The following is a 22,430-nucleotide window of genomic DNA, read 5'->3' as shown; positions in this document are numbered from 1 at the left end:
ACCACTTTCGTCACTCAGGGACATAGCACGTCTACGCTGCGTGACCGTGGAGGCAGGCTCCGACACCGATCGCACTCGGCCGAATGCGCATGGTCACCATCCTGCCCTCACTCCGTGATCAACACGGTGTTCTCCATCGGTTCCCCGGCGGCGAACCGGGTGAGTTGGCGGGCGACCAGGCGCTTCGCCCGTGGCTCAAACGCGCTGCTGCTGCCGCCCACATGAGGCGTGATCAAGGTGTTCGGCGCGTGCCACAGCGGATGCCCGGCGGGCAGCGGTTCCGGGTCGGTGACGTCCAGCGCGGCCCGCAACCGCCCCGTCCGCAGCTCCGCCAGCAGGGCGTCGGTGTCGACGACGGGTCCGCGGGCGACGTTCACCAGGAGGGAGCCGTCCTTCATGCGGCCCAGGAAGCCGGCGCCCGCCAGGCCCCGGCTCTCGTCGGTCAACGGCGTGGTGAGGACCACCACGTCCGCGTCCGGCAGCAGCCGGGGCAGCTCTGCCAGGGAGTGCACCGGGCCGCGCGGCGCGGAGCGGGCCGACCGGGCGACGCGAGTGATCAGCCGGCATTCGAACGGCGCCAGCCGGTCCTCGACGGCCGAGCCGATCGACCCGTAGCCGACGATCAGGACGGACTTGTCGGCGAGCGCCCCGTAGAAGCCCGAGCGCCACTCCTCGCGGTCCTGACCGCGCACCATGCCGGGGATGCCGCGCAGGGAGGCGAGGATCAGGGTCAGGGCCAGTTCGGCGGTGCTCGCCTCGTGGACACCGCGCGCGTTGCACAGCCGTACGCCCGGCGGCAGGTCGTCGAGGCCGGGCAGGACGTGGTCGATGCCGGCCGTCAGGGTCTGGACGACCCGGATCGCCGGCATGGCGGCCAAGGGGCGCAGGGTCACCGCCGAGGACTTCATGTAGGGCGTCACGTAGAAGACGCAGGCCTCCGGGTCCGCGGGGAACCGCTCCTCACCGTCCCACAGACGGTAGCGGAAGGCGTCGGGGAGGCCGTCGACCTCTTCGGCGGGGAAGGGGAGCCACACGTCCCCGGTCGTTGCAGTCATGATCGCGAGGCTATGCGAAGGCATCGCGATCAAGCCGTTAGTTTGAGGGCCGGACCGGGAGGGGGACTCAGGGGTGGAGCGCAGGTCGATCGGGGCGGGCTCGCTGACGGTGGGCGCCATCGGGCTCGGCTGCATGCCGATGAGCTGGGGGTACGCGCCCTCGCGCCGCCGGGGCGAGGAGTCGCTGCGGACCCTGCACACGGCGCTGGACCTGGGGGCGAACCTGCTGGACACGGCCGATGTCTACGGGCCCTACACCAATGAGCTCGTCCTGGGGCGCGTGCTGCGGGAGCGGCGCTCGGACGCCTTCGTCTCCGCCAAGGTGGGGCTGCGGGCGGGCGAGCAGCACGTGGTGGCCGACGGGCGGCCGGGATACGTGCGGCGGGCCTGCGACGCGTCGCTGCGACGGCTGCGGACCGACGTCATAGACCTGTACCAACTGCACCGGGTCGATCCGGACGTCCCGGTGGAGGAGACGTGGGGCGCCATGGCGGAGCTGGTGGCGGCGGGGAAGGTACGGGCGCTGGGCTTCTGCGCGTTGGGGGCCGCGGCCGGTCCGGGGGCGGGGCGGATCGGGGACCGCGGGTACCGGTCGACGGTGCGGCACCTGGAGCGGGCGCAGCAGGTGTTCCCGGTGAGCGCGGTCCAGGCGGAGCTGTCGGTGTGGTCGCCGGAGGCGGCCTGGCAGCTGCTGCCGTGGTGCGCCGCGAGGGGGGTGGGGCTGTTGGCGGCGATGCCGTTGGGCAGCGGCTTCCTGACGGGGACGCTGCGGCCGGGGGCGGGGTTCGAGCCGGAGGACGCGCGGGCCCGACACCCCAGGTTCACGGCGGAGGCGATGGCCGCGAACCAGGTGCTGGTGGCGGGGCTGCGGCGGGTCGCCTCGCGGCACGGGCCACAGGTGACCGCGGCGCAGGTGGCGCTGGCGTGGGTGCTGGCGCAGGGGCCGCACGTGGTGCCGGTGCCGGGCGCGGACCGGGCGCACTGGGCGGCGGAGAACGCGCGGGCGGCGGAGGTCCGGCTGACGGCCGCCGATCTGGCGGAGATAGCGGGACTGCCGGCGGCGGTGGGGGCCTGGGACTGAGCGAGCCCGTGCGCGGGCCGCTCGCACATGCACTCGATCGGGTGTACGCGGGGTGGAACTTCGGGTAGGGCCGTGGCGGTTGAGTCAGGTGGAAGGGCACAGTCGCAGGACCGGAGGGGAGCAGGGCGATGCGATACGGACAGGGGTCGGCGGGCGCGGCGCGGGGTCGGACGCGGGGGCAGGGGCAGGGACGGGACCGCGTGCGGGAATTCAGGGCCCCTGCGCAGGCACGCGTGTCGTACGAGGATCCGCGCGCCCGGCCCCGCGGAGTGCTGGCGGCTCTCGCCCTGGCGGGATGTGGGGCCTTGCTGGCGGCGGGATGTTCACCACCTGGCGGGGCGCCCCCCGGGCCGGGCGGCTCACCACCGGACCCGGCGTCCGCCGCGACGGCGAAGGCCGGCTCGGGCGGCCCGTCCCGGTCCCCAAACGCTTCGGCCCCGCCCGCCAAGGGGTCGGTGACCGTGACGGGTGAGATCGCCAAGGACCTGGAGTCGCCGTGGGGTGTGGCACCGCTGCCGGAGGGCGACCTGCTGGTGGGCTCGCGCGACAAGGGCACCATCAGCCGGGTGGACGTGGGCAAGGGCACGGTGACGCAGATCGGGAAGGTTTCGGGGGTGGCCCCGGGAGGCGAGGGGGGGCTGCTGGGCCTTGCCCTGTCCCCCGCCTTCGCTTCGGACCACCTGGTGTACGCCTACTTCACCACCGAGTCGGACAACCGCATCGCCCGGATGCGTTACGACCCCGAGCGGGCGGCGGGGCAGCAGCTCGGGGCTCCCGACACCATCTTGCGGGGCATCCCCAAGGGCTTGATACACAACGGCGGCCGGATCGCCTTCGGCCCGGACAAGATGCTCTATGCCGGGACCGGGGAGACGGGTGACACGGGGCTGGCGCAGGACAAGAAGTCGCTCGGCGGCAAGATCCTGCGGATGACCCCGGACGGGCAGCCGGTACACGGCAATCCGGAGCCCGATTCCGTCGTCTACTCCTACGGCCACCGCAATGTGCAGGGCCTGGCCTGGGACCAGGACAAACGGCTGTGGGCGTCCGAGTTCGGGCAGCACACCTGGGACGAACTCAATCTCATCGAGCCGGGCGGGAACTACGGCTGGCCCGAGGCCGAGGGAAAGGCGGGCAAGCCCGGTCTGCGGGACCCGGTGGCGGTGTGGAAGACGGACGAGGCCTCGCCGAGCGGGATCGCGTGGGCGCAGGGCTCCATCTGGATGGCGGGCTTGAAGGGCGAGCGGCTCTGGCGGATTCCGCTGGCGGGGGCGACCCCGGTGGCGCAGCCGGAAGCGTTCCTCCAGGGCGCCTACGGCCGGCTGCGGACGGTGGTGGCACTGGGCGGGGACAGATTGCTGCTCGTCACGAGCGAGACGGACGGCCGCGGGTCGCCGAGCGCCGGTGACGACAGGATCCTGACCCTGACGGTGCGGTGACCGGCGGGTCCCCGGGCGGGGCAAGCGGGGCAGCGCCCTGGGGGCCTACCGGTGGTGGGCCGCCCTGGCGGGCGAGGGGACGTGGACGACCGGGCCGAACAGCCGCAGCCGGTGGGCGAGGGCCGCGGCTTCGCCGCGACCCGAGACGCCCAGCTTGGCGAGGATGTTCGAGACGTGCACGCTCGCCGTCTTCGGGGAGATGAACAGCTCCTCGGCGATCTGCCGGTTGGTGCTGCCCGTCGCGACCAGGCGGAGCACGTCCCGCTCGCGGCTGGTCAGGCCGAGCGCCTCGGCCGGGTCCTCCTCCGGCGGGGCCGCCCGTCGCGCCGGCTCGTCGTCGGTGAGGGGGAGCCGGGCCCGCTGCGCCAGCAGGGCCAGGTCCTCGCGGAGTCGGCGCGCGCCCAGCCGGTCGGCGGTGGTGTAGGCGTCGCGGAGCAGGGCCGCGGCCCGATCGCGGTCGCGGCCGGAGGCCAGCAGGGTCTCGGCGAGCCGGTGCCGGGCGCGGGCCAGCAGGTAGGGGCGTTCCAGGGGGGTGACGGCCTCCACCACCGAGTCCCAGTCGCGGACGGTGTCCCCGCCCTCGGCCCGGCGCAGCTCGGCCCGCAGGTACTCCGCGTGCGCCGCCCACACCGGCACGGGGGTGGCCAGGTTTCGCGCGGCGTCGCGCAGGACGTCCACCGCGGCGTCGCGGCCGGCGTCGGCGGCCGGGAGGCCCCGGGCGTCGGCCTCCGCGGTGGCCGCGGCGAGGAGCAACGGCCAGGCGTAGCGGTGGTGGCCCAGCGGGAAGCCGGCGGCGATCGCGTCGGCGACCTCCGTGCGGACGTCGGCGATCCGCCCCTCCCCCGCGGCCAGCCCGACGGCGAGGCGGTACAGCGGTATCCGGTGCTGGGGCTGGGTGTCGTGGGTCCCGAAGTGGGCGTGGGCGGCGGCAAGCTGCGCGGCCGTCTCGCTCAGCTCCCCTCGGGCCAGCGCGAGGTAGGCGAGGCGGGCGGCGCCGGAGCCGCGCGGGGCCGCGCTCTGACCGACCCGCAGCGTGCGCCGGGCCGCGTCGGCGGCCTCGTCCCAGCGGCCCAGGCTGTACAGGCTCTCGGCCATGTTCCCCCAGATCCAGGCCTGGATGTCCAGGAGCCGGGCCTTCCCGACGCGTTCGACTCCCTGCCGGGCCACCTCCACGGCCTCCCGGGACCTGCCGAGGCTCTCCAACTGCGAGCTGAGGTTGATGTCGGCCCGACCCGCCAGCATGACGTGGCCGAGGGCGGTGGCCCGGTCCTTGACCTCGGTCATCACCGCCAGACCCCGCTCCCGCTCCCCGGAGTCGGCGAGCAGGGAGCCCATGGTGATGCGGGCGTTGAGTTCGATCTCCTCGGCGTCGACCATGTGCGCGTACTCGACGGCCCGTTCGGCGGCCTCCAGGTTGCCCGGGCCGGGGTTGTGCAACATGCCCCACCCGGCGGCCCGGACCAGGACCTGGGCGTGCACGTGCGACGGGGGGAGCCCCTGGACGAGTTCCTGTGCCTTGGCGAGTTCCTCCCAGCCGTCACCCCGTCCGAGCCCGGCGATCAGGAAGGAGCGCTCGGTCCAGAACCAGGCGGCGCGCAAGGGGTCCTGGTCCTCTTCGAGGAACCTCAGGGCCAACTTGGTGTGCTTGAGGGCGCGTTCGCGTTCGCCGCCGAAACGCGCCGCGACGGTCGCCTCGGCCAGCAGGTCGAGGCGGGCGAGCGGGGTGGTGGCCGGGTCACAGCCGCACGGCGGGTACACGTCGGTGTAGTCCACGGGGCGCAGCGCCTCGCGGACCTCGGCGGGGGCGCTGTCCCACAGGTCCAGTGCCCTTTCCAGCAGCCTCAGTTGCTCGGAGTAGGCGTGCCGGCGGCGGGCGGCCACCGAGGCGGCGAGCACCGCCGGAAGCGCCTTCGCCGGGTCGTTGGCGTGGTACCAGTAGGTGGCCATCCGGATGACCCGCTCCTCCGCGCGGACCAGCGAGTCGTCGCCTTCCATGGCCTCGGCGTAGCGGCGGTTCACGCGGGCCCGCTCCCCGGGCAGCAGGTCGTCGCTGACGGCCTCGCGCACCAGCGAGTGGCGGAAGCGGTAGCCGTCGCCGTCGGCCGTGGCGAGGAGGATGTTGGCTCCGACCGCGGCCCGCAGGGCCTCGATCAGCTCGTCCTCGGTGAGTCCGGCGACCGCCCTCAGCAGCGGGTACTCGACGGTGGAGCCGCCCTCGGCCACGATGCGCACCACGCGCTGGGCCGCCTCGGGCAGGACCTCGACCCGTACCAGCAGCAGGTCGCGCAGCGATTCCGTGAGCCCGGTGCGACAGCCGCTGGCCCGGGAGGCGACGAGTTCCTCGACGAAGAAGGCGTTGCCGTCCGAGCGCTCGAATACGGAGTCGACGAAGTCCTCGTCGGGCCGGGCCGCGAGGATGCCGGCGAGCTGGCGGCGTACTTCCGCCCGGTTGAAGCGGGGCAGTTCGATCCGTCGGACGGTGCGCAGGCGGTCGAGTTCGGCGAGGAGGGGCCGCAGCGGGTGGCGGCGGTGGACGTCGTCCGCCCGGTAGGTGGCGACGACGACGAGCCGGCCGCTGCCCAGGGTCCGGAAGAGGTAGGCGAGGAGATGACGGGTGGAGGTGTCGGCCCAGTGCAGGTCCTCCAGGACGAGCACGATCGTGCGGTCCGCGGCGAGCCGCTCCAGCATCCGGGCGGTCAGTTCGAACAGCCGGGCGGTGCTCTCCTCGTCGTGCGGCCCCCGGGGGGTCTCGCCGAGTTCGGGGAGGATGCGCGCCAGCTCGTCCTCCTGGCCGGCGGCCGCGGCGGCCAGCTCGCCGGGAAGCCGGCGGTGCAGACTGCGCAGGGCGGTCGAGAAGGGGGCGAAGGGCAAACCCTCCGCCCCGATCTCGACGCAGCCTCCGACGGCCACCACGGCGCCCCGGCGGTCGGCGACCTCCAGGAACTCCTCGGTGAGCCGGGTCTTGCCGACACCCGCCTCTCCCCCGATGAGGAGGGCTTGCGGCTCCTGTTCGGCGGCGCGCGTCAAGGCGTCCACGAGTACGGCCAGTTCGTCGGCTCGGCCGACGAACACCGGGCTGACAGATCTGGTCTCCACGGCGTCGAGCATCGCACAGGGGCCCTGCCCGGCGGCACTCGTTATCGGTGCGCTCCTCATCACGGGTCAGTGGGGCCGGGACGCGGGGCGGTTCACGCAGCCGGGCTGAAGCGGCTGCGTTGGACCCTCACCGGTGCCCCTTCGGGTTCCTGGCTCCGTGCCGAGGCGGCGCGGCGCGCGTTCTTGGCCTCCCGGACCAGCCGGTACCGGTCGGCCTGGCGGACGAGTTCGGCGTGGCGGGCGGTGGCGATCTCGTAGGCGAACATCTCGTACTCCCTGGTCGTGTTTCTCGGGCACCTCGTTCGGTGTGATCCAAGATTCGCGTCCCAGGGGGTACCGCCACATCGGGAGCATGCCGCATCTGTGCGGACCGGGATGCCTTAGGCGAGGCTCGCGGACGCCTGAGGCGGGCGGCGGGGAGGTAAGCGGGTGCCTAGGCCGCCCCCCACGGCCCGGGCAACGTGCCTAATGACTAGGCGGGCTGGGCGGGAGCCGTCGGGACGGGGAGGAGGACGTCGAAGTACATGAGCCCGAAGATCAGGATGCCCAGGACGCCGAGGGCGACGGCCGCCCAGGCGACGGACCGGATCCAGGTGGGGAGGGTACGGCCGGGCGTGCCGAAGGCCGGACGGGCCAGGACGAAGACGGCGAGCAGGAGCGCGAGGGTGGCGAGGACGCCGTTGACGAGGGCGGTCGCGTGCCAGGGCGCGCTGTAGAGCGCCGCGATCTTCGCGTTGTTGTCGGCCGTGGCGCTCAGGTCGAGCTGGTTGACCAGGTTCTCGCGCTCGGCGGCGACGCGGGAGACCCAGCTTCCGCTGAGGGCCACGGTCCCCAGCGCGGCGGCGACGATGGCGCAGGCGGCGGCTCCGACGCCACCGGAGCGCTCGTCGGTGTCGTCCCCTTCGCCGGTCAGGCCGGTCTCGTCCGCGTCCGCGTCGTCGGTCTCGACCTCGGTCTCGGTCTCGTCCGCCTCTTCCGTCTCGGCGGCGGGGACTTCGATGGCCGCGGCTTCCGCCGCGGAGGCCTCGGCGGCGTGGTCCGCGTCGGCTTCGGGGCGCCGGTCCGCGGGCTGCCCGGCCGTCTCGCCCTTCGCCGCACCGGTCGCGGTGTCGGCCGCCGTCACGTCCTCGGGGTTCTCGACGTCGGCGGGGGTGGGGGCGGTGGTCTTGGTGGTCTCCATGCGGGGCACCGTAGGCGGCGTTTCTGAGAGGTTCCTGAGAGGTCCCTGAGAAGCCCCCGGGGCATCGCCCCAGGTGGGCCCCGGGTCGAGGCGGCCACCGACCCCGGGTCGACTGTCGGGCGACGGGATTCGGCCACCGACCGGCCGGCGTCGCCCGGGCCCCCGGCCGGACGGGCGTAGCCGGGGGGAAGGCGCTCGGTGCGGCGGGCGTCGGATCAGCGCGACGCCGTGGTGGGCTCGGCGCCGTCCTCGCACGCCGCGGTGTCGGTACCGGCCCTCCGCGCGGGCAGTGTGACACGGTCGCGGCGCTCGGGCGGCTCGATGCTGATCCGCGGCAGCCGGCGGTCCAGCCAGGCGGGGAGCCACCAGTTGGCGCCGCCCAGCATGTGCATCAGCGCCGGGACCAGCAGCGTGCGCAGGACGAAGGCGTCGAGCGCGACGGCGGAGGCGAGGGCGATGCCGAACATCGCGATGAGCCGGTCACCGCTGAGGACGAACGCGAGGAAGACGGAGATCATGATGACGGCGGCCGAGTTGATCACCCGGCTGGTCTCGGCGAGTCCCACGCGTACGGCCCGGCGGTTGTCGCCGGTCTCCAACCACTCCTCGTACATCCGGCTCACCAGGAAGACCTGGTAGTCCATGGAGAGCCCGAAGAGCACCGACACCATGATCACGGGGAGGAACGGCTCGATCGGGCCGGCGCGTCCCAGGCCCAGCAGTTCGCTGCCCCAGCCCCACTGGAACATGCCGACGACGACGCCGAAGGACGAGGCGACGGCCGCCACGTTCATGGCGGCGGCCTTGACCGGGATGCCGACGGACCGGAAGGCCAGCAGCAGGAGGACACAGCCGAGCGCGATGACCACCCCGACGAAGAGCGGCAGTTTTCCGATGATCACATCGGCGAAGTCGTCGAAGGAGGCGGTCACCCCGCCGACGTGGGCCTCCATCGAGGTCCCGCGCGCGGAGCGCGGGATGACGTCCCGGCGCAGCGTGTCGACCAGCTCGCTCGTGGCGCGGGACTGGGGGGCGTAGTCCGGTACGACGGTCAGGACGGCGGTGTCAGCGCTGCGGTTGAAGACGGGCGGGGCGGTGGAGGCCACTCCCTTGGTCCTGCGCAGGGCGTCGGCCAGCCGGTCCACGGCGATCCGGTCTCCGGCGCCGTCGAGCCGGACGACGACGGTGAGCGGACCGTTGGTCCCTGGGCCGAAGCCATCCGCCGGGGCCGCCCCGCGTTCCCGGGCCGGGGAGGGGCTCCCGGCCAGCAGGTCGTAGGCCTTGCGGGTGGTGGAGCCGGCCGGGTCGTTGCCCTGGTCGGAGGTGCCGAGGTGCATGGAGAGGGTGGGGAGCGCCAGCACCACCATCACGGCGGCGGCGAGCAGTCCGAGCGCTTTGGGGTGCCGTTCGACGAAGGCGGACCACCGGGCGGCGAAACCGGCGGCGGCCTCGGGCCGGGGCCCCTGCTCCGCCAGCCTGCGGCGCTCGCGGCGCGAGAGGGCGCGCGGGCCGATGACCGAGAGGAGGGCGGGGAGCAGGGTGATCGACGCGGCCACGGTGAGGACCACGGTGAGGGAGGCCGCGATGGCGACGCCGTCGAGGAAGTCGAGCCGCAATATGAGCATGCCGAGCAGCGCGATGCAGACGGTGGCCCCGGCGAAGACCACGGCCCTGCCCGTGGTGGCCACCGCGTCCGCGGCCGCCTCGTCGACGGGGAGACCCCGGCCGAGGCCCTTGCGGTGCCGGGTGACGATGAACAGCGCGTAGTCGATGCCGACTCCGAGCCCCACGAGCGTGCCGAGCATCGGGGCGAAGTCGGCGACGGGCATGGCGTGCCCGAGGAGGGTGGTCCCGAAGTAGGCGGTGCCCACGCCGACCAGGGCGGTGGCGATGGGCAGCAGGCAAGCGGCGAGGGAGCCGAAGGCGAGGAAGAGGACCACCGCCGCGATGGCCACGCCGACGACCTCGGCGTAGTGGGCACTGGGCGCCTCGGTCAGACCGATCGCCCGGCCGCCGAGTTCCACTTGGAGACCGTCCGTCTCGGTGGCCGGGTTCTCGGCCGTCTTGACGACCGCCTCGGCCTGGGCCTTGGGGACGGAGTCGGCCTGCCGGTCGAAGGTGACGACGGCGTAGGCGGTGCGCCCGTCGGGGCTGATCTGCTCGGCCTGCCCGGGTTGGGGACCATAGGGGCCGGCGACCGACGCGACGCCGGGGAGACGGGACACCGCCTCCAACGCCGCCGTCATCCGCCGCTCGACGGAGGGGGTGCGGGCCGTCTGGTGGTCGGGGGTCCGCCACACGATGGTGTCGGTGTCGCCGCCCTGGCCGTGGAAGCCCGCGCGGAGGAGGGCGGTGGCCCGGCCGGACTCGGTCCCGGGTACCTCGTAGTCGTCGGAGAACGCCGATCCGGCGGCGCCGGCGGCGCCCGCCGTCCCCGCGAGGGCGAGCAGCCAGATCAGGACGGTGGCCAGGCGGTGCCGCAGGCACCACCGTGCGATTGCTGCCAACGGACGTGCTCCCTGTTGTTCGGATCTTCACGGGAGACGGCCCGTCGCAAAGAACGCCTGAACGTGTGAAGGCCCGGCGGAACCAGGGCCTCTACTGCCCACCCTTGAGGATCGCAGCGTTTCGTGATCGTCGGTCCCTTTCGTGCGCACCGTCACAGGGAACCGGGCCCTCGGCTCAGCAGGCCGCCACAGGGGGCTCGAACGGCGCCGGGGACGACGCCCCGCCGGGTGCTTCCGCGCGGTAGCCGGGGACCGAGGGCCAACGGACCGTGAGGACCACCGTGTCCTCTTCCGCGTACCAGGAGTGGTCCACCCCGCGGCCCCAGACCACGTAGTCGCCTTGTTCGGCGAGGACGACGGTGCGGCCGGGGAACTCCAGTCGGAAACGCCCGCTGATGAGCACCTGGAGCGCGGTGCGCTCCTCTCCGGTGACCCAGCGCGCCCGCTCGTCGCCCTTGGGGTGCACGCCCCACTTGATCTCCACGTCCTCGCTGTGGCGGGGATCGCCGGCGGCCTTGAAGTGCCCGAGCAGCCAACCGCGGTCGGCGGCGGCGTCGGGGGCGGCCTTGCCGGTGTAGACGGCGGGGGCCGTCGTGGCGGTCGTCGTGGCCGTCGTGGTCGGGGGCGTCGTGGCGGTCGTCGTGGTCGGGGGCGTCGTCGAGTGGTCGTTCACGGGCCGAGGTTAATGCAGTTGTGCGGAGCGGATGCCGGGTGCTGGGCTGGGCCGATGACGACGGCAGCGATGGACCGTGACGAAGTGACGCGGGTACGGGCCCTGTACGACGCGCAGACGCGCCGAGACGCCCGGCCCGACTCGGCAGCGGCCCGGACGGAGCGGGTGGGTGCGGTCGTGCGGCAGACGGTGCCCGGGCTTCTGGGGTGGAACGGCGTGCTCTGGTCGGAGCTGGACGAGGAGAACGCGGACGCGGAGATCGCGGCGCAGATCGCGCACTTCGCGAAGCACGCGGGCGCGGACCGGCCGACGGAATTCGAGTGGAAGCTCTACGACCACGACCACCCGGCGGACTTGGGGGAGCGGCTGCGGGCGGCGGGCTTCGTGCCGGAGCCGCCGGAGACCGTGCTGGTGGCCCGGACGGCCGATATCGCCGCGCTGCCGGTGGACCCGCCGGAGGGGATCACCCTGCGGGTGGTGCGGGACGCGGCGGGCGTGGACCTGATGATGCGGGCCCACTCCCGCGCCTTCGGTACCGAACGGCCACGCGTCCGTGAGCAGATCCTCGGCCTGTTGCGGGAGCGGCCGCGGACGATCGAGGCGGTACTCGCCATGGCGGGCGACACCCCCGTCAGCGCGGCCCGGATGGAGATGCCCCCTGGCTCCTCGTTCGCGGGCCTGTGGGGTGGTGGCACGGCCCCGGAGTGGCGCGGCCGCGGCATCTACCGCCTCCTGGTCGCGCACCGCGCCCGCGTGGCGCGGCAACGCGGCATCCCCTACCTCCAGGTCGACGCGTCGGCCGACAGCCGCCCGATCCTGGAGCGGCTGGGCTTCCAGGTCCTCGGCGTGACGGTGCCGTACGTGTGGAGGGGCTGAGGGGCACCGCCCGAAAAACCCTTCCGCCGACGACGCCGCACGCTGCAAGATCCCTGCATGGAACCCGTTGACCCCTCCTTCACCGCCGACGAGCGCGAAAGCCTCCGCGGTTACCTCGACTACCACCGCTCCATCCTCGTCAGGAAGTGCCGGGACCTCTCCGACGAAGACCTGCGCCGGCAGGCGTCGCCGCCCTCGACCTTGTCCCTGCTGGGGCTCGTGCGACACATGGCCGAGGTCGAACGGCACTGGTTCCGTCGCACGATCGGCGCCACCGACGTCCCGCACGTGTGGTCCGACCGGCACGACTTCCAGGCCGCCTACGACGTCTCCTCCGCCACCCGGGCCGAGGCCTTCGCGGCCTGGGAGGCGGAGGTCGAGCACTCCCGCGCCGTGGAGGCCGCGGCCGAGTCCCTCGACGTCAGGGGCTACGTCGCGAAGTGGAAGGAGGAGGTCTCCCTCAGGTTCGTGATGCTGCACATGATCCACGAGTACGCCCGCCACAACGGCCACGCCGACTTCCTCCGCGAAGCGATCGACGGCACCGTCGGCGATTGATCGCGACCGCTGCCGCTGTCCCTGCCGGCCCTGCCCCTATAGTGGGCATCGACAGTTAGGAAAGCCTTACCTAAGCGGCCGGTCACCATCGGGGGAGCCCCAGCATGAGCAGCAGGACCACCACGGACGGCTCCACTCCCGGCGACCCCGCCCCCGACGGCGTCTACCGCGACGCCTGGGGCATCCCGCATCTCCGCGCCCGCGACCACCTCCGCCTGGCCCACGCGCAGGGCCGCGTCACCGCCCTGGACCGGGCCTGGCAGGTGGAGGTGGAGCGGCACCGCGCCCGGGGTACGAGCGCCGCGTTCCTCGGACCCGAGGCCGTCTCGTGGGACCGGTTCGCACGCCAGGCCCGGCTCGACGACACCGCGCGCCGCTGCCACGAGGCCCTCGACCCGCAGACCGCCGCCTGGGTACGGGCGTACGTCGACGGCGTCAACGACGGCCTCGCCGAAGGCGCCGCCCGCGACGAACGGTTCGCGCGCACCGGACACAGCCCCACTCCCTGGGAGCCGTGGGTACCGCTGGCCGTCTGGATCGCCACCCACGTCCTCTTCGCCGGCTTCGCCACCAAGCTCTGGCGCGAGCGCGTGGCCCGGGCCCTCGGCGACGACGCCGTCACCCTCTTCGCCACCGACGGCCCCGGCACCGCCGGCAGCAACGGATGGCTCGTCCCCGGGGAGCGCACCGCCACCGGCGCGGCGATCATCGCGGGCGACCCCCACCGGTTCATCGAAGACCCGGGCGTCTACCAACAGATACGCCTCTCCTGCCCCGAGTACGACGTGATCGGCCTCGCCGTCCCCGGCGTCCCCGGCCTCGCCCACTTCGGCCACACGGGCAGCGCCGCCTGGGCCATCACCAACGCCATGGCCGACTACCAGGACCTGTACGTCGAGCGGGTGCGCCCCGCGGCCGTCACCGGCGGCGCCGACCGTCCCACCGGCGACCGTCCCGCCGAGGACCGGCACACCGACGGCGTTCACGCCTACGACGGACACGACGACGGTCACGACGTCGAGGCGCTCGGACCGGACGGCACGTGGGAGCCCGTCCACCGGCACACCGAGACCATCACGGTCGCCGGCGCCGACCCGGTCACCGTCGAGGTGCTCGAAACCGCCCGCGGCCCCGTCGTCGTCCACGACACCGACACCACCCTCTCGCTGCGCTACCCGCCCCGCGTCCGCCGCGACCTCGGCTTCGCCGCCCTCCCCGCGCTGCTGCGCGCCCGCACGGTCGCCGACATCGACCGCGCCCTCGACCGCTGGGCCGAGCCGGTCAACGTCGTCCACGCCGCCGACACCCAGGGCGGCCTGTTGCACCGCGTCGCCGGCGCGGTCCCCCGCCGCGATCCCGCCAACCGGCTGCGCCCCGTGCCCGCCTGGGACGGCCGGTACGCGTGGCGGGGCTGGGCCGACACCCCCGCCGAGCCGGTCCAGGGCTTCGCCGTCATGGCGAACGCGCGCGGCATCGCCTCCCCGCTCGGCGTGGAGTTCGCGCCCCCGCACCGCGCGAACCGCATCCGTGAACTGCTCTCCGGCTCGGCCGACTGGTCCCCGAAGGCGATGGCCGACATCCACCGGGACACCCACCTCGCCTCGGCGCAACCGCTCCTGGCCCTGCTGCCGGGGCTCGACGGCCTCTCCCCCGCCGCGGCGCGGCTGCGCGAACGCCTCCTCGCCTGGGACCGGCACATGGACCCCGACTCCACCGACGCCACCGTCTTCTCGGCCTTCCGGGCCGCGATCGTACGCCGCTTCGCCGCCGACCCCGTCTTCGCCGGCCTGGCCGACACCCCCACCGCCCCCGAGGTGTTCCACCCCTGGCTGTACCTGGTCCCCCGCGTCGGTTACGCCTTGGAGGGCCTGCTGACCACGAGCCTCCTCCCCGGTGTGGACCGCGCAGCGCACGTCCGCGCCGCCCTGGAGGAGACCGCGACCGCGCGCACCGCCGACGCGCCCTGGTCACAGGTGCACCGGCTGACCCCGTGGTCGGCGTTCCCGGACCCGGACGCCGAGTGGCCCGGACTCGGCGGCGACCACGACTGCGTGAACGCCACCTCCTCCGTCCCCGGCCTCACCGACCTCGCCGCCCGCGCGTCGGCGGCCCGTTACGTCTGGGACCTGGCCCGGCGCGAGGACAGCCTCTGGGTGGTCCCGCTGGGCGCCGACGGGGTCACCGGGTCCCCCCACCACCGCGACCAACTCCCCCTCTGGGCGCGCTGCGAACTCGTCCCCGTCGTCACCGACTGGGCCCGCCTCACCAAGGAATCCGCATGACCACCCCCGCAACGCCCACCCCCACCGCCACCCGTCAGCCGGTGTTCACCCGCCTCGTAGAGGGCTTCGGCGCCGTCACCCTCACCCCCCTCGACCCGGCCGCCGACTCGGCCCTGATCCACGGTTGGGTCACCGAGGAACGAGCCCGCTTCTGGGGCATGGCCGAGGCGAGCCGCGAGCTGGTCCGAGAGATCTACGAGGACGTCGACCGCCGCACCACCCACCACGCCTTCCTCGTCCGCCGCGACGGCCGACCCGTCGCGCTGTTCCAGACGTACGACTGCGCCGAGGACCGGATCAGCGAGTGCTACGAGGTGCGGCCGGGCGACGTCGGCATCCACCTGCTGCTCGCGCCGGCCCAGGGCGCACCGGAGCACGGGTTCAGCGCCGCCCTGGTGGGCGTGTTCACGGCGTACCTGTTCTCCGACGGCGGTGCCCGCCGGGTGGTCGGCGAGCCGGACGTCCGCAACACCAAGGTCATCGCCTTCCTCCGGCGCTCCGGCTTCACCCTCGGTCCCGAGATCGAGCTGCCCGAGATCGACCTGCCGGAGGTCTACCTCCCGGTGAAGAAGGCCCGTCTCGTCTTCCTCAACGCGACGCCGGGAAGCCGGTGATCAAGACCGCCCACTCGGCCGGCCGTTCGGCGAAAGGGAGGCGGCTGGTGGGGAGTTCCGCGTACCTTGCGCCCGGGAGGGAGTCGGCCGGTTCCCGCTGGAGGCCGAGCGGTACGAGGCCGTCCTCGGTCGTCGCGATGACGAGTCGGGTACGTCGAGCCGGGCGAGGTCGGCGCGCAGATCGGCGCCCTTGATCAGCTCGACCTGATCCCCGCTGCCGGGCGGGACCGAGGACGCGGTGGTCCGGATCAGCTCTTCGGGCTGCTCAGGGCGAGGGGGTGAGGAGGCGTGCGAGCAACTCGTCTCGCCCCGCGCTGCCAATGCCGACCAGAGATCGGCGACGAGCCCCAGCCGGTTCCCGGCACGCGGGGAAGGTGGCGGTGAGCATCAGGGCGGTGACCCGCTCCGGATACCGGGCGGCGAGCCGGCCGGCGACGCTCCCGCCGAGCGAATAGGCGAGCCTGGCGAACCGCTCCGACCTTTCGGCGTCCGCCGCCGCCAACTTGGCTGCGAACAGGCCCGGTCGAGCGGTCCGGCGCCACGCGGCGTCCCGCCGGAACCGGGGTAGTCGACCCCGACGACGCTGTACGCGGCGGCCAGGTCGTCCAGTCGGATTCGACGGACCCACCACCGCCGCGAGCAGCAGCCCGAGGCCGCCGCTCTCCTTGCGGACGGTATGGGCGTAGGGGCCCGGGGTGCTCGTACACGCCTTTTGTACGGGTGACGTAGGGGTGATACGTGGGTCGGCGCGGGGCCGGTGGGGGATGTGACCGGCATGCCCAAAAGCAACAGGCCTCAGAAGAACGCCTCTTGGAAGGTCGTCGGCGTCCTCCTGGCCCACCACCGCAGGCGCGCCCTGCTCACCCAGCAGCAGCTGGCCGACCTGGTCTTCTGCGACGTCGAATCCATCGCCTCGATCGAACAGGGCCGCCGCCCGCTGTCCCTGAAGCTGGCCATCGCCCTCGACGCGGCCCTCGACGCGAAGGGAGCCCTGCGCGAGGCGGCGGAGGCGATCCCCAGGCGGGAGCGATATCCGGCGTTCGTACGCGAGTACATCGAGCTGGAGGCGGAGGCACTCAGCCTGCTTTCGTATGAAAACGCGGCCATCCCCGGACTACTCCAGACCTCCCAATGCGCTGCGGCCGTCTTCGCCAATTTCTACCCGCCGCTCCCGGCCGACCAGATCGCCCAGCAGACCGACGACCGGATGGCCCGCCAGTCCCTCTTCCACCGCGTGCCGCAGCCCCCGGTGATGCACTTCGTCATCGAGCAGTACCTGCTCCAGCGGCCCATCGGGGGTCGGGACGTCTTGCGGGGGCAGCTCCGCCATCTCCGGGAGGTGTCCGAACTGCCCTTCATCGACCTCCAGATCGTGCCGCTCGACCGGGAGACCCACGCCGGACTCAACGGCCCGATGGTGCTACTGGAGACTCCGGATCACGAACAGCTCGCCTACCTCGAAGGCCAGCACGTCAGCTTCCTCCAAGACGACCCCGACGAGGTCCACCTCCTCCATCTCAAATATGGGATGCTGCGTTCGCAGGCACTGTCGATCGAGGACAGCAAGCGCCTGCTGGACGAGATGCTGGGAGAGTCATGACGCGCCAACTTGCCTGGTTCAAGTCGAGTTACAGCGGCGACGCCGGCGGCGACTGCCTCGAAGTCGCCTACCACTGGCACAAGTCGAGCTACAGCGGTGACGCCGGCGGCAACTGCGTCGAGGTCGCCGCGCACCCCGCCGCCGTGCACGTCCGGGACTCCAAGGTGATCGACGGGCCCGTCCTGACCGTCTCCCCCGGCACCTGGGCCGCCTTCGTCTCGGTGGCAAACTGACCGTTCCGATTGACCGTGTGATTCAGGCCACGCCAGACTGATCCCCACTCAAACCAGTTCCGCTGGGGGGAAATTGACCAGCCAGAATCTGCATATCGGACCGGATTCCGCACCCGACCGCTATCGGTTGCTCCGGTCCATCGGGCGCGGCGGGGAGGCCGTGCTCTACCTCGCCGAGATCCAGCTCGCGGGTGGCAGTGAACCGGTGGTCGTCAAGGTGCTCGACTCCAAGACGACCATCACGCCCGAGATCTTCGACCGGATGAGCCAGAAGTGGAACGAGCAGGCCGAGCTGCTCCGGTTCGTCCACCGCCCCGGCGTCGTCGGCGTCCGGGAGCATTTCGAGGGGCCGCCGATCCACCGGCCCGGGGAGTCCGGGACGCTGACCGGGCGGGCGCTCGTACTCGTCATGAACCACGTCGACGGGCTCGACCTGCGCGACTGGCGTGCCGAGCGCACCCTCACCACCCCCACCGAGCGGCGCGAGGTCATGCGTACGCTGGACCAACTGGCCGACGTGCTGGACTGGCTGCACTCGGGGAAGGCGACCCCGTCCGGCCGGCAGGTGATCCACGGTGACCTCTCCCCCGGCAACGTCATGGTCGACGCCCACGGGCAGGCGACTCTCGTGGACTTCGGCCTGAGCAAGCTCACGGCCGACCACCAGACGGCCGAGGTCTGGTTCACCCCGGGCTACGCGGCCCCCGAGGTCTTCGACGGCAAGCGGACCCCGGGGACGGACCGGTACGCCTTCGGGGCCATCGCGTACTTCCTGCTGAGCGGGGAATCCCCGCCCTCCTCCCCGGAGCAACTGGCCAGGGCCATGCAGGCCTTGCCGCAGTTCGCGGTCCTGGACGTCGAGCAGCGCGGCCGGATCGCCGCGATCCACGCCTACGACCCCGGCGAGCGGCCGGTGAGCCTGACCGGCTGGATGAAGGACGTACGGCACGCGGTGGTGTCCACGACCAGCTCCGCTTCCCAGCGCGCCACCGCCCCGCAGGACGCGGTACCCGGCGCGGTCCCGCCCAGGCCGGTGGCGGCTCCCGTGGTCCCGCCGCAGCCCGCCGGCCCGCCCACCACACAACCCGCCCAACAGCCCGGCCAACAGCCGGCGCAACAACCCACCGAACCGACCCCCGCCGCGCACGCGCCCACGTACGCCCTGCACGAGTCCCCGCCCCCGGAGCCGACGGGCAGGAAGGGGGAGAAGGAGAAGAAGCGGACCGGGCTCGTCCTCGGCTCGGTGGCCGCCGTGCTGGTCATCGGCGCCCTCGCGGTGATCGGCGTACAGCTGCTCCAGCACGACGACGACAAGGGGCGGCAGCAGACCGCCTCGGACGGCAAGGCGGCCGGCGCCGCCTCCGACGAGGCCACCCCGGAGGAGACGGCGACGTCGAGCCCGTCGGAGAGCGGGAGCAAGGAGGCCACGGCCGAGCCCACCGCCTCGGGTACCAAGCCGGCGGGCGTCGCGCCGAACATCAAAGCTGCCGATCTGACGGTCATGACGCCGGTGGACTCGCTGGGCGACTTCACGGTCGGGGCCGCGAAGATCAACACGCAGCAGTACGGGGCGGCCTTCATCGCGGACCTGGGGTGCAACGGCGACGCGATCGCCGAGTTCGACCTCAACCGCGAGTGGAAGTACCTGGACTTCACAGCCGGGATCGACGACGGGTCCACCCACGAGAAGGGCCGGGTCAGCGTCTCCCTCGACGGACAGCCGGCCGCGTTCTCCGAACTCGTCGAGCTCGGCAAGCCGATCACCAAGAGGGTGGACGTCAACGGCGCCCTGCGGCTGCGCCTCAAGGTGGACGCGGGCTGCGACATGGGCAAGGTGGTCATCGCCGCCCCGCAACTCACCCGCTGACCGGGACACGACCCGGGACCCGACCCGGGACCCGACCGGGGACACGCCCGCGGCCCCGCACCGGAGGTTCCGGTGCGGGGCCGCGGGCGCGCGTGGCGGGGGCTACTCCGAGACGCCCAGCCGCTCCAGGATGAGCTCCTTGACGCGGGCCGCGTCCGCCTGGCCGCGGGTGGTCTTCATGACCGCGCCGACCAGGGCGCCCACGGCGGCGATCTTGCCGCCGCGGATCTTGTCCGCGATGGCGGCGTTGCCCGCGATGGCCTCGTCCACGGCCGCGCCCAGCGCGCCCTCGTCCGAGACGACCTTGAGGCCGCGCTTCTCGACGACCTCGTCGGGGGTGCCCTCGCCGGCGAGGACGCCCTCGATGACCTGGCGGGCCAGCTTGTCGTTGAGCGAGCCGTCGGCCACCAGGGCCGCGACCCGGGCGACCTGCGCCGGGGTGATGGGCAGCTCGTCGACCGAGACGCCCTGCTCGTTGGCGTTGCGGGCCAGCTCGCCCATCCACCACTTGCGCGCGGCGGCCGAGTCGGCGCCCGCCTCGATGGTGGCGACGATGGAGTCCACCGCGCCGGCGTTGAGGATCGACTGCATGTCGTGCTCGCTCACGCCCCACTCCTCGCGGAGCCGGTTGCGACGCACGCGCGGCATCTCGGGCAGACCGCCCCGCAGTTCCTCGACCCAGTCGCGGGCCGGGGCGACGGGGACCAGGTCGGGCTCCGGGAAGTACCGGTAGTCCTCGGCGTTGTCCTTGATGCGGCCGGCCGTGGTGGAGCCGTCCTCCTCGTGGAAGTGCCGGGTCTCCTGGATGATGGTGCCGCCGGAGGAGAGCACCGCCGCGTGGCGCTGGATCTCGAAGCGCGCCGCGCGCTCCACGGAGCGGAGCGAGTTGACGTTCTTCGTCTCCGAGCGGGTGCCGAACTTCTCGGTGCCGTTCGGGCGCAGCGACAGGTTCACGTCGCAGCGCATCTGGCCCTTGTCCATCCGGGCCTCGGAGACTCCGAGAGCCTTGATGACCTCGCGCAGCTCGGCGACGTACGCCTTCGCGACCTCGGGGGCCCGCTCGCCGGCGCCCTCGATGGGCTTGGTGACGATCTCGATCAGCGGGATGCCGGCCCGGTTGTAGTCCAGCAGGGAGTGGGACGCGCCGTGGATGCGGCCGGTGGCGCCGCCGACGTGCAGCGACTTGCCGGTGTCCTCCTCCATGTGGGCGCGCTCGATCTCCACGCGGAAGATCTCGCCGTCCTCCAGCTGGACGTCCAGGAAGCCGTTGAAGGCGATCGGCTCGTCGTACTGGGAGGTCTGGAAGTTCTTCGGCATGTCCGGATAGAAGTAGTTCTTCCGGGCGAAGCGGCACCACTCGGCGATCTCGCAGTTCAGCGCGAGGCCGATCTTGATGGCGGACTCGACGCCGATCGCGTTGACGACCGGGAGCGCGCCGGGCATGCCGAGGCAGACGGGGCAGGTCTGCGCGTTGGGCTCCGCGCCCAGCTCGGTCGAGCAGCCGCAGAACATCTTGGTCTTGGTGCCGAGCTCGACATGGACCTCCAGGCCCATGACGGGGTCGTACGACGCGAGGGCGTCCTCGTACGACAGCAGTTCGGTGACGGTCACAGTGAAACTTCCCTCTCAGCCCAGCAGGACGTCGTCGTCGCCGAGACGCTTCAGCTCGCGGTACAGGATCGCGAGGCCGGTGACGATGGCGGCGGCGGACACAACGGCGTCGACCAGCTTCAGCGTGTCGTTCTCGGTGCGGGCCTTCTTGGCCTGCTTGATCACGCTGATGGCACCGAAGGCGGTGGTGCCGATCGACAGGTACGTACCGGACTTGGACTTCTTGAAGCCCTTGGCCTTGGACAGTGCGCTACCACTCACAGCGACGGAGCCTCCTCAAGCAGCGGGTGACCCCAGCGCTCCATGAAGGCGGCCTCGACGGCGGCACCGACCTTGTACAGCCGGTCGTCCTTCATGGCGGGGGCGATGATCTGCAGTCCGACCGGCAGGCCGTCCTCCGGTGCCAGGCCGCAGGGGAGCGACATGGCGGAGTTGCCGGCCAGGTTGGTCGGGATGGTGCACAGGTCGGCGAGGTACATCGCCAGGGGGTCGTCGGTGCGCTCGCCGATCGGGAAGGCGGTGGTCGGGGTCGTCGGGGAGACGATCACGTCGACCTGCTCGAAGGACTTCTCGAAGTCCTTCGAGATCAGCGTGCGGACCTTCTGGGCGGAGCCGTAGTACGCGTCGTAGTAGCCGGAGCTGAGCGCGTACGTGCCGAGGATGATGCGGCGCTTGACCTCGTCGCCGAAGCCGGCTTCGCGGGTCAGGGCGGTGACGTCCTCGGCGGACAGGGTGCCGTCGTCGCCGACGCGCAGGCCGTAGCGCAGACCGTCGAAGCGGGCCAGGTTAGAGGAGGCCTCGGACGGGGCGATCAGGTAGTACGCGGCCATGGCCAGGTCGAAGGACGGGCAGTCCAGCTCGACGATCTCGGCGCCGAGTTCCTTGAGGAGCTCGACCGACTCGTTGAAACGCTGGACGACACCGGCCTGGTAGCCCTCGCCCGCGAACTGCTTGACCACGCCGACGCGCATGCCGGCGACGGAGCCGCTCCGCGCCGCCTCGACGACCGGCGGGACCGGGGCGTCGATGGAGGTGGAGTCCATCGGGTCGTGGCCGGCGATCACCTCGTGGAGGAGCGCGGCGTCCAGGACCGTACGGGCGCAGGGGCCGCCCTGGTCGAGGGAGGAGGAGAAGGCGACCATGCCGTAGCGGGAGACCGAGCCGTACGTGGGCTTCACGCCGACGGTGGCCGTGACGGCGGCGGGCTGGCGGATGGAACCGCCGGTGTCCGTGCCGATCGCGAGGGGCGCCTGGAACGCGGCGAGGGCCGCGGCGGAGCCGCCGCCGGAGCCGCCGGGGATGCGGGTCAGGTCCCAGGGGTTGCCGGTGGGGCCGTACGCGCTGTTCTCGGTGGAGGACCCCATGGCGAACTCGTCCATGTTGGTCTTGCCGAGGATGACGACGTCGGCTTCCTTGAGCCTGCGCGTCAGGGTGGCGTCGTAGGGCGGGATCCACCCTTCGAGCATCTTCGAGCCGACGGTGGTCGGGACGCCGATCGTCGTGAAGATGTCCTTGAGGGCGAGCGGTACGCCGGCCAGCGGGCCGAGCTTCTCGCCGCGCTCCCGCTTGGCGTCGACGGCGCGGGCCTGGGCCAGGGCGCCTTCGCGGTCGACGTGCAGGAAGGCGTGGACCTTCTCGTCGGTCGCCTCGATGCGGGCCAGGTGGGCCTCGGTGACCTCGACGGCCGTGAGCTCGCCGGAGGCGATCTTCTCGGCGGTCTCGGCGGCGGTGAGCTTGATGATGATGGTGTCAGCCATG

Annotated in this window: 18 protein-coding genes; 9 read left to right on the top strand and 9 right to left on the bottom strand. The window is 72.7% G+C overall.

Features of this window, described 5'->3' with window-relative positions; genetic code table 11:
• Positions 1-107: 107 nt before the first annotated feature.
• On the bottom strand, positions 108-1,055 hold the full coding sequence (locus E6R62_RS18435; protein ID WP_136214553.1) for a 2-hydroxyacid dehydrogenase: 948 nt from the start codon (positions 1,053-1,055) through the stop codon (positions 108-110).
• A 73-nt stretch (positions 1,056-1,128) separates the two neighbouring features.
• Between E6R62_RS18435 and E6R62_RS18430 the strand changes: the two genes are divergently transcribed.
• Positions 1,129-2,136, top strand: a complete 1,008-nt coding sequence (locus tag E6R62_RS18430) for an aldo/keto reductase (RefSeq protein ID WP_136214552.1) — start codon at positions 1,129-1,131, stop codon at positions 2,134-2,136.
• Positions 2,137-2,405: 269 nt separating this feature from the next.
• Positions 2,406-3,575: a sorbosone dehydrogenase family protein gene (locus E6R62_RS18425; protein WP_240801750.1), complete on the top strand. Its 1,170-nt coding sequence runs from the start codon at positions 2,406-2,408 to the stop codon at positions 3,573-3,575.
• 45 nt (positions 3,576-3,620) lie between these two features.
• Here the strand turns inward: E6R62_RS18425 and E6R62_RS18420 are convergent, their stop codons facing one another.
• From E6R62_RS18420 to E6R62_RS18405, 5 genes are all read right to left on the bottom strand, one after another.
• The gene (locus tag E6R62_RS18420) at positions 3,621-6,683 is read right to left on the bottom strand and encodes a helix-turn-helix transcriptional regulator (protein ID WP_136214550.1); all 3,063 of its coding nucleotides are present in this window, start codon (positions 6,681-6,683) and stop codon (positions 3,621-3,623) included.
• Positions 6,684-6,763: 80 nt separating this feature from the next.
• Positions 6,764-6,937 carry a hypothetical protein gene (locus E6R62_RS39585; protein WP_168714094.1) on the bottom strand — a complete coding sequence of 58 codons (174 nt, stop codon included), beginning with the start codon at positions 6,935-6,937 and terminating at the stop codon, positions 6,764-6,766.
• Positions 6,938-7,143: 206 nt separating this feature from the next.
• Complete coding sequence (locus E6R62_RS39580; protein ID WP_168714093.1) at positions 7,144-7,851, bottom strand: hypothetical protein; 708 nt, start codon at positions 7,849-7,851, stop codon at positions 7,144-7,146.
• Between the two features lie 215 nt (positions 7,852-8,066).
• The gene (locus E6R62_RS18410) at positions 8,067-10,358 is read right to left on the bottom strand and encodes an MMPL family transporter (RefSeq protein WP_136214549.1); all 2,292 of its coding nucleotides are present in this window, start codon (positions 10,356-10,358) and stop codon (positions 8,067-8,069) included.
• A 175-nt stretch (positions 10,359-10,533) separates the two neighbouring features.
• Positions 10,534-10,890, bottom strand: coding sequence for a signal peptidase I (locus E6R62_RS18405; protein ID WP_136214602.1), 357 nt, complete (start codon positions 10,888-10,890; stop codon positions 10,534-10,536).
• A gap of 195 nt (positions 10,891-11,085) precedes the next feature.
• Between E6R62_RS18405 and E6R62_RS18400 the strand changes: the two genes are divergently transcribed.
• The 7 genes from E6R62_RS18400 (at position 11,086) to E6R62_RS18370 (ending at position 19,061) form a co-directional block, all read left to right on the top strand.
• Positions 11,086-11,907: a GNAT family N-acetyltransferase gene (locus tag E6R62_RS18400; protein ID WP_240801742.1), complete on the top strand. Its 822-nt coding sequence runs from the start codon at positions 11,086-11,088 to the stop codon at positions 11,905-11,907.
• Between the two features lie 57 nt (positions 11,908-11,964).
• The gene (locus E6R62_RS18395; protein WP_136214548.1) at positions 11,965-12,465 is read left to right on the top strand and encodes a DinB family protein; all 501 of its coding nucleotides are present in this window, start codon (positions 11,965-11,967) and stop codon (positions 12,463-12,465) included.
• A 104-nt stretch (positions 12,466-12,569) separates the two neighbouring features.
• Complete coding sequence (locus E6R62_RS18390) at positions 12,570-14,747, top strand: penicillin acylase family protein (RefSeq protein ID WP_136214547.1); 2,178 nt, start codon at positions 12,570-12,572, stop codon at positions 14,745-14,747.
• Positions 14,744-15,361, top strand: a complete 618-nt coding sequence (locus E6R62_RS18385; RefSeq protein ID WP_136214546.1) for a GNAT family N-acetyltransferase — start codon at positions 14,744-14,746, stop codon at positions 15,359-15,361. The genes E6R62_RS18390 and E6R62_RS18385 overlap by 4 nt, the downstream gene beginning before the upstream one ends.
• A gap of 775 nt (positions 15,362-16,136) precedes the next feature.
• Positions 16,137-16,961, top strand: coding sequence for a helix-turn-helix transcriptional regulator (locus tag E6R62_RS18380; protein ID WP_136214545.1), 825 nt, complete (start codon positions 16,137-16,139; stop codon positions 16,959-16,961).
• Positions 16,958-17,194: a DUF397 domain-containing protein gene (locus tag E6R62_RS18375; protein WP_136214544.1), complete on the top strand. Its 237-nt coding sequence runs from the start codon at positions 16,958-16,960 to the stop codon at positions 17,192-17,194. The genes E6R62_RS18380 and E6R62_RS18375 overlap by 4 nt, the downstream gene beginning before the upstream one ends.
• A 127-nt stretch (positions 17,195-17,321) precedes the next feature.
• Entirely contained in the window at positions 17,322-19,061 is a 1,740-nt protein-coding gene (locus tag E6R62_RS18370; RefSeq protein ID WP_136214543.1) for a protein kinase, read from the top strand.
• 102 nt (positions 19,062-19,163) lie between these two features.
• Here the strand turns inward: E6R62_RS18370 and gatB are convergent, their stop codons facing one another.
• Genes gatB through gatA form a run of 3 tightly spaced genes read right to left on the bottom strand, consistent with a single transcriptional unit; the run spans position 19,164 to position 22,429 of the window.
• Positions 19,164-20,672: an Asp-tRNA(Asn)/Glu-tRNA(Gln) amidotransferase subunit GatB gene (gatB, locus tag E6R62_RS18365; RefSeq protein ID WP_136214542.1), complete on the bottom strand. Its 1,509-nt coding sequence runs from the start codon at positions 20,670-20,672 to the stop codon at positions 19,164-19,166.
• 15 nt (positions 20,673-20,687) lie between these two features.
• Positions 20,688-20,933 carry a hypothetical protein gene (locus E6R62_RS18360; RefSeq protein WP_136214541.1) on the bottom strand — a complete coding sequence of 82 codons (246 nt, stop codon included), beginning with the start codon at positions 20,931-20,933 and terminating at the stop codon, positions 20,688-20,690.
• A complete protein-coding gene (gatA, locus tag E6R62_RS18355; RefSeq protein ID WP_136214540.1) occupies positions 20,930-22,429 on the bottom strand; it encodes an Asp-tRNA(Asn)/Glu-tRNA(Gln) amidotransferase subunit GatA in 1,500 nt (499 codons plus the stop codon). The genes E6R62_RS18360 and gatA overlap by 4 nt, the downstream gene beginning before the upstream one ends.
• Position 22,430: the final 1 nt, after the last annotated feature.

The organism is Streptomyces sp. A1136 (assembly GCF_004795055.1).
Taxonomy (GTDB): domain Bacteria; phylum Actinomycetota; class Actinomycetes; order Streptomycetales; family Streptomycetaceae; genus Streptomyces.
Note: the sequence above shows the minus strand (reverse complement) of the source record. Positions and strands in the feature narration are given on the sequence as shown.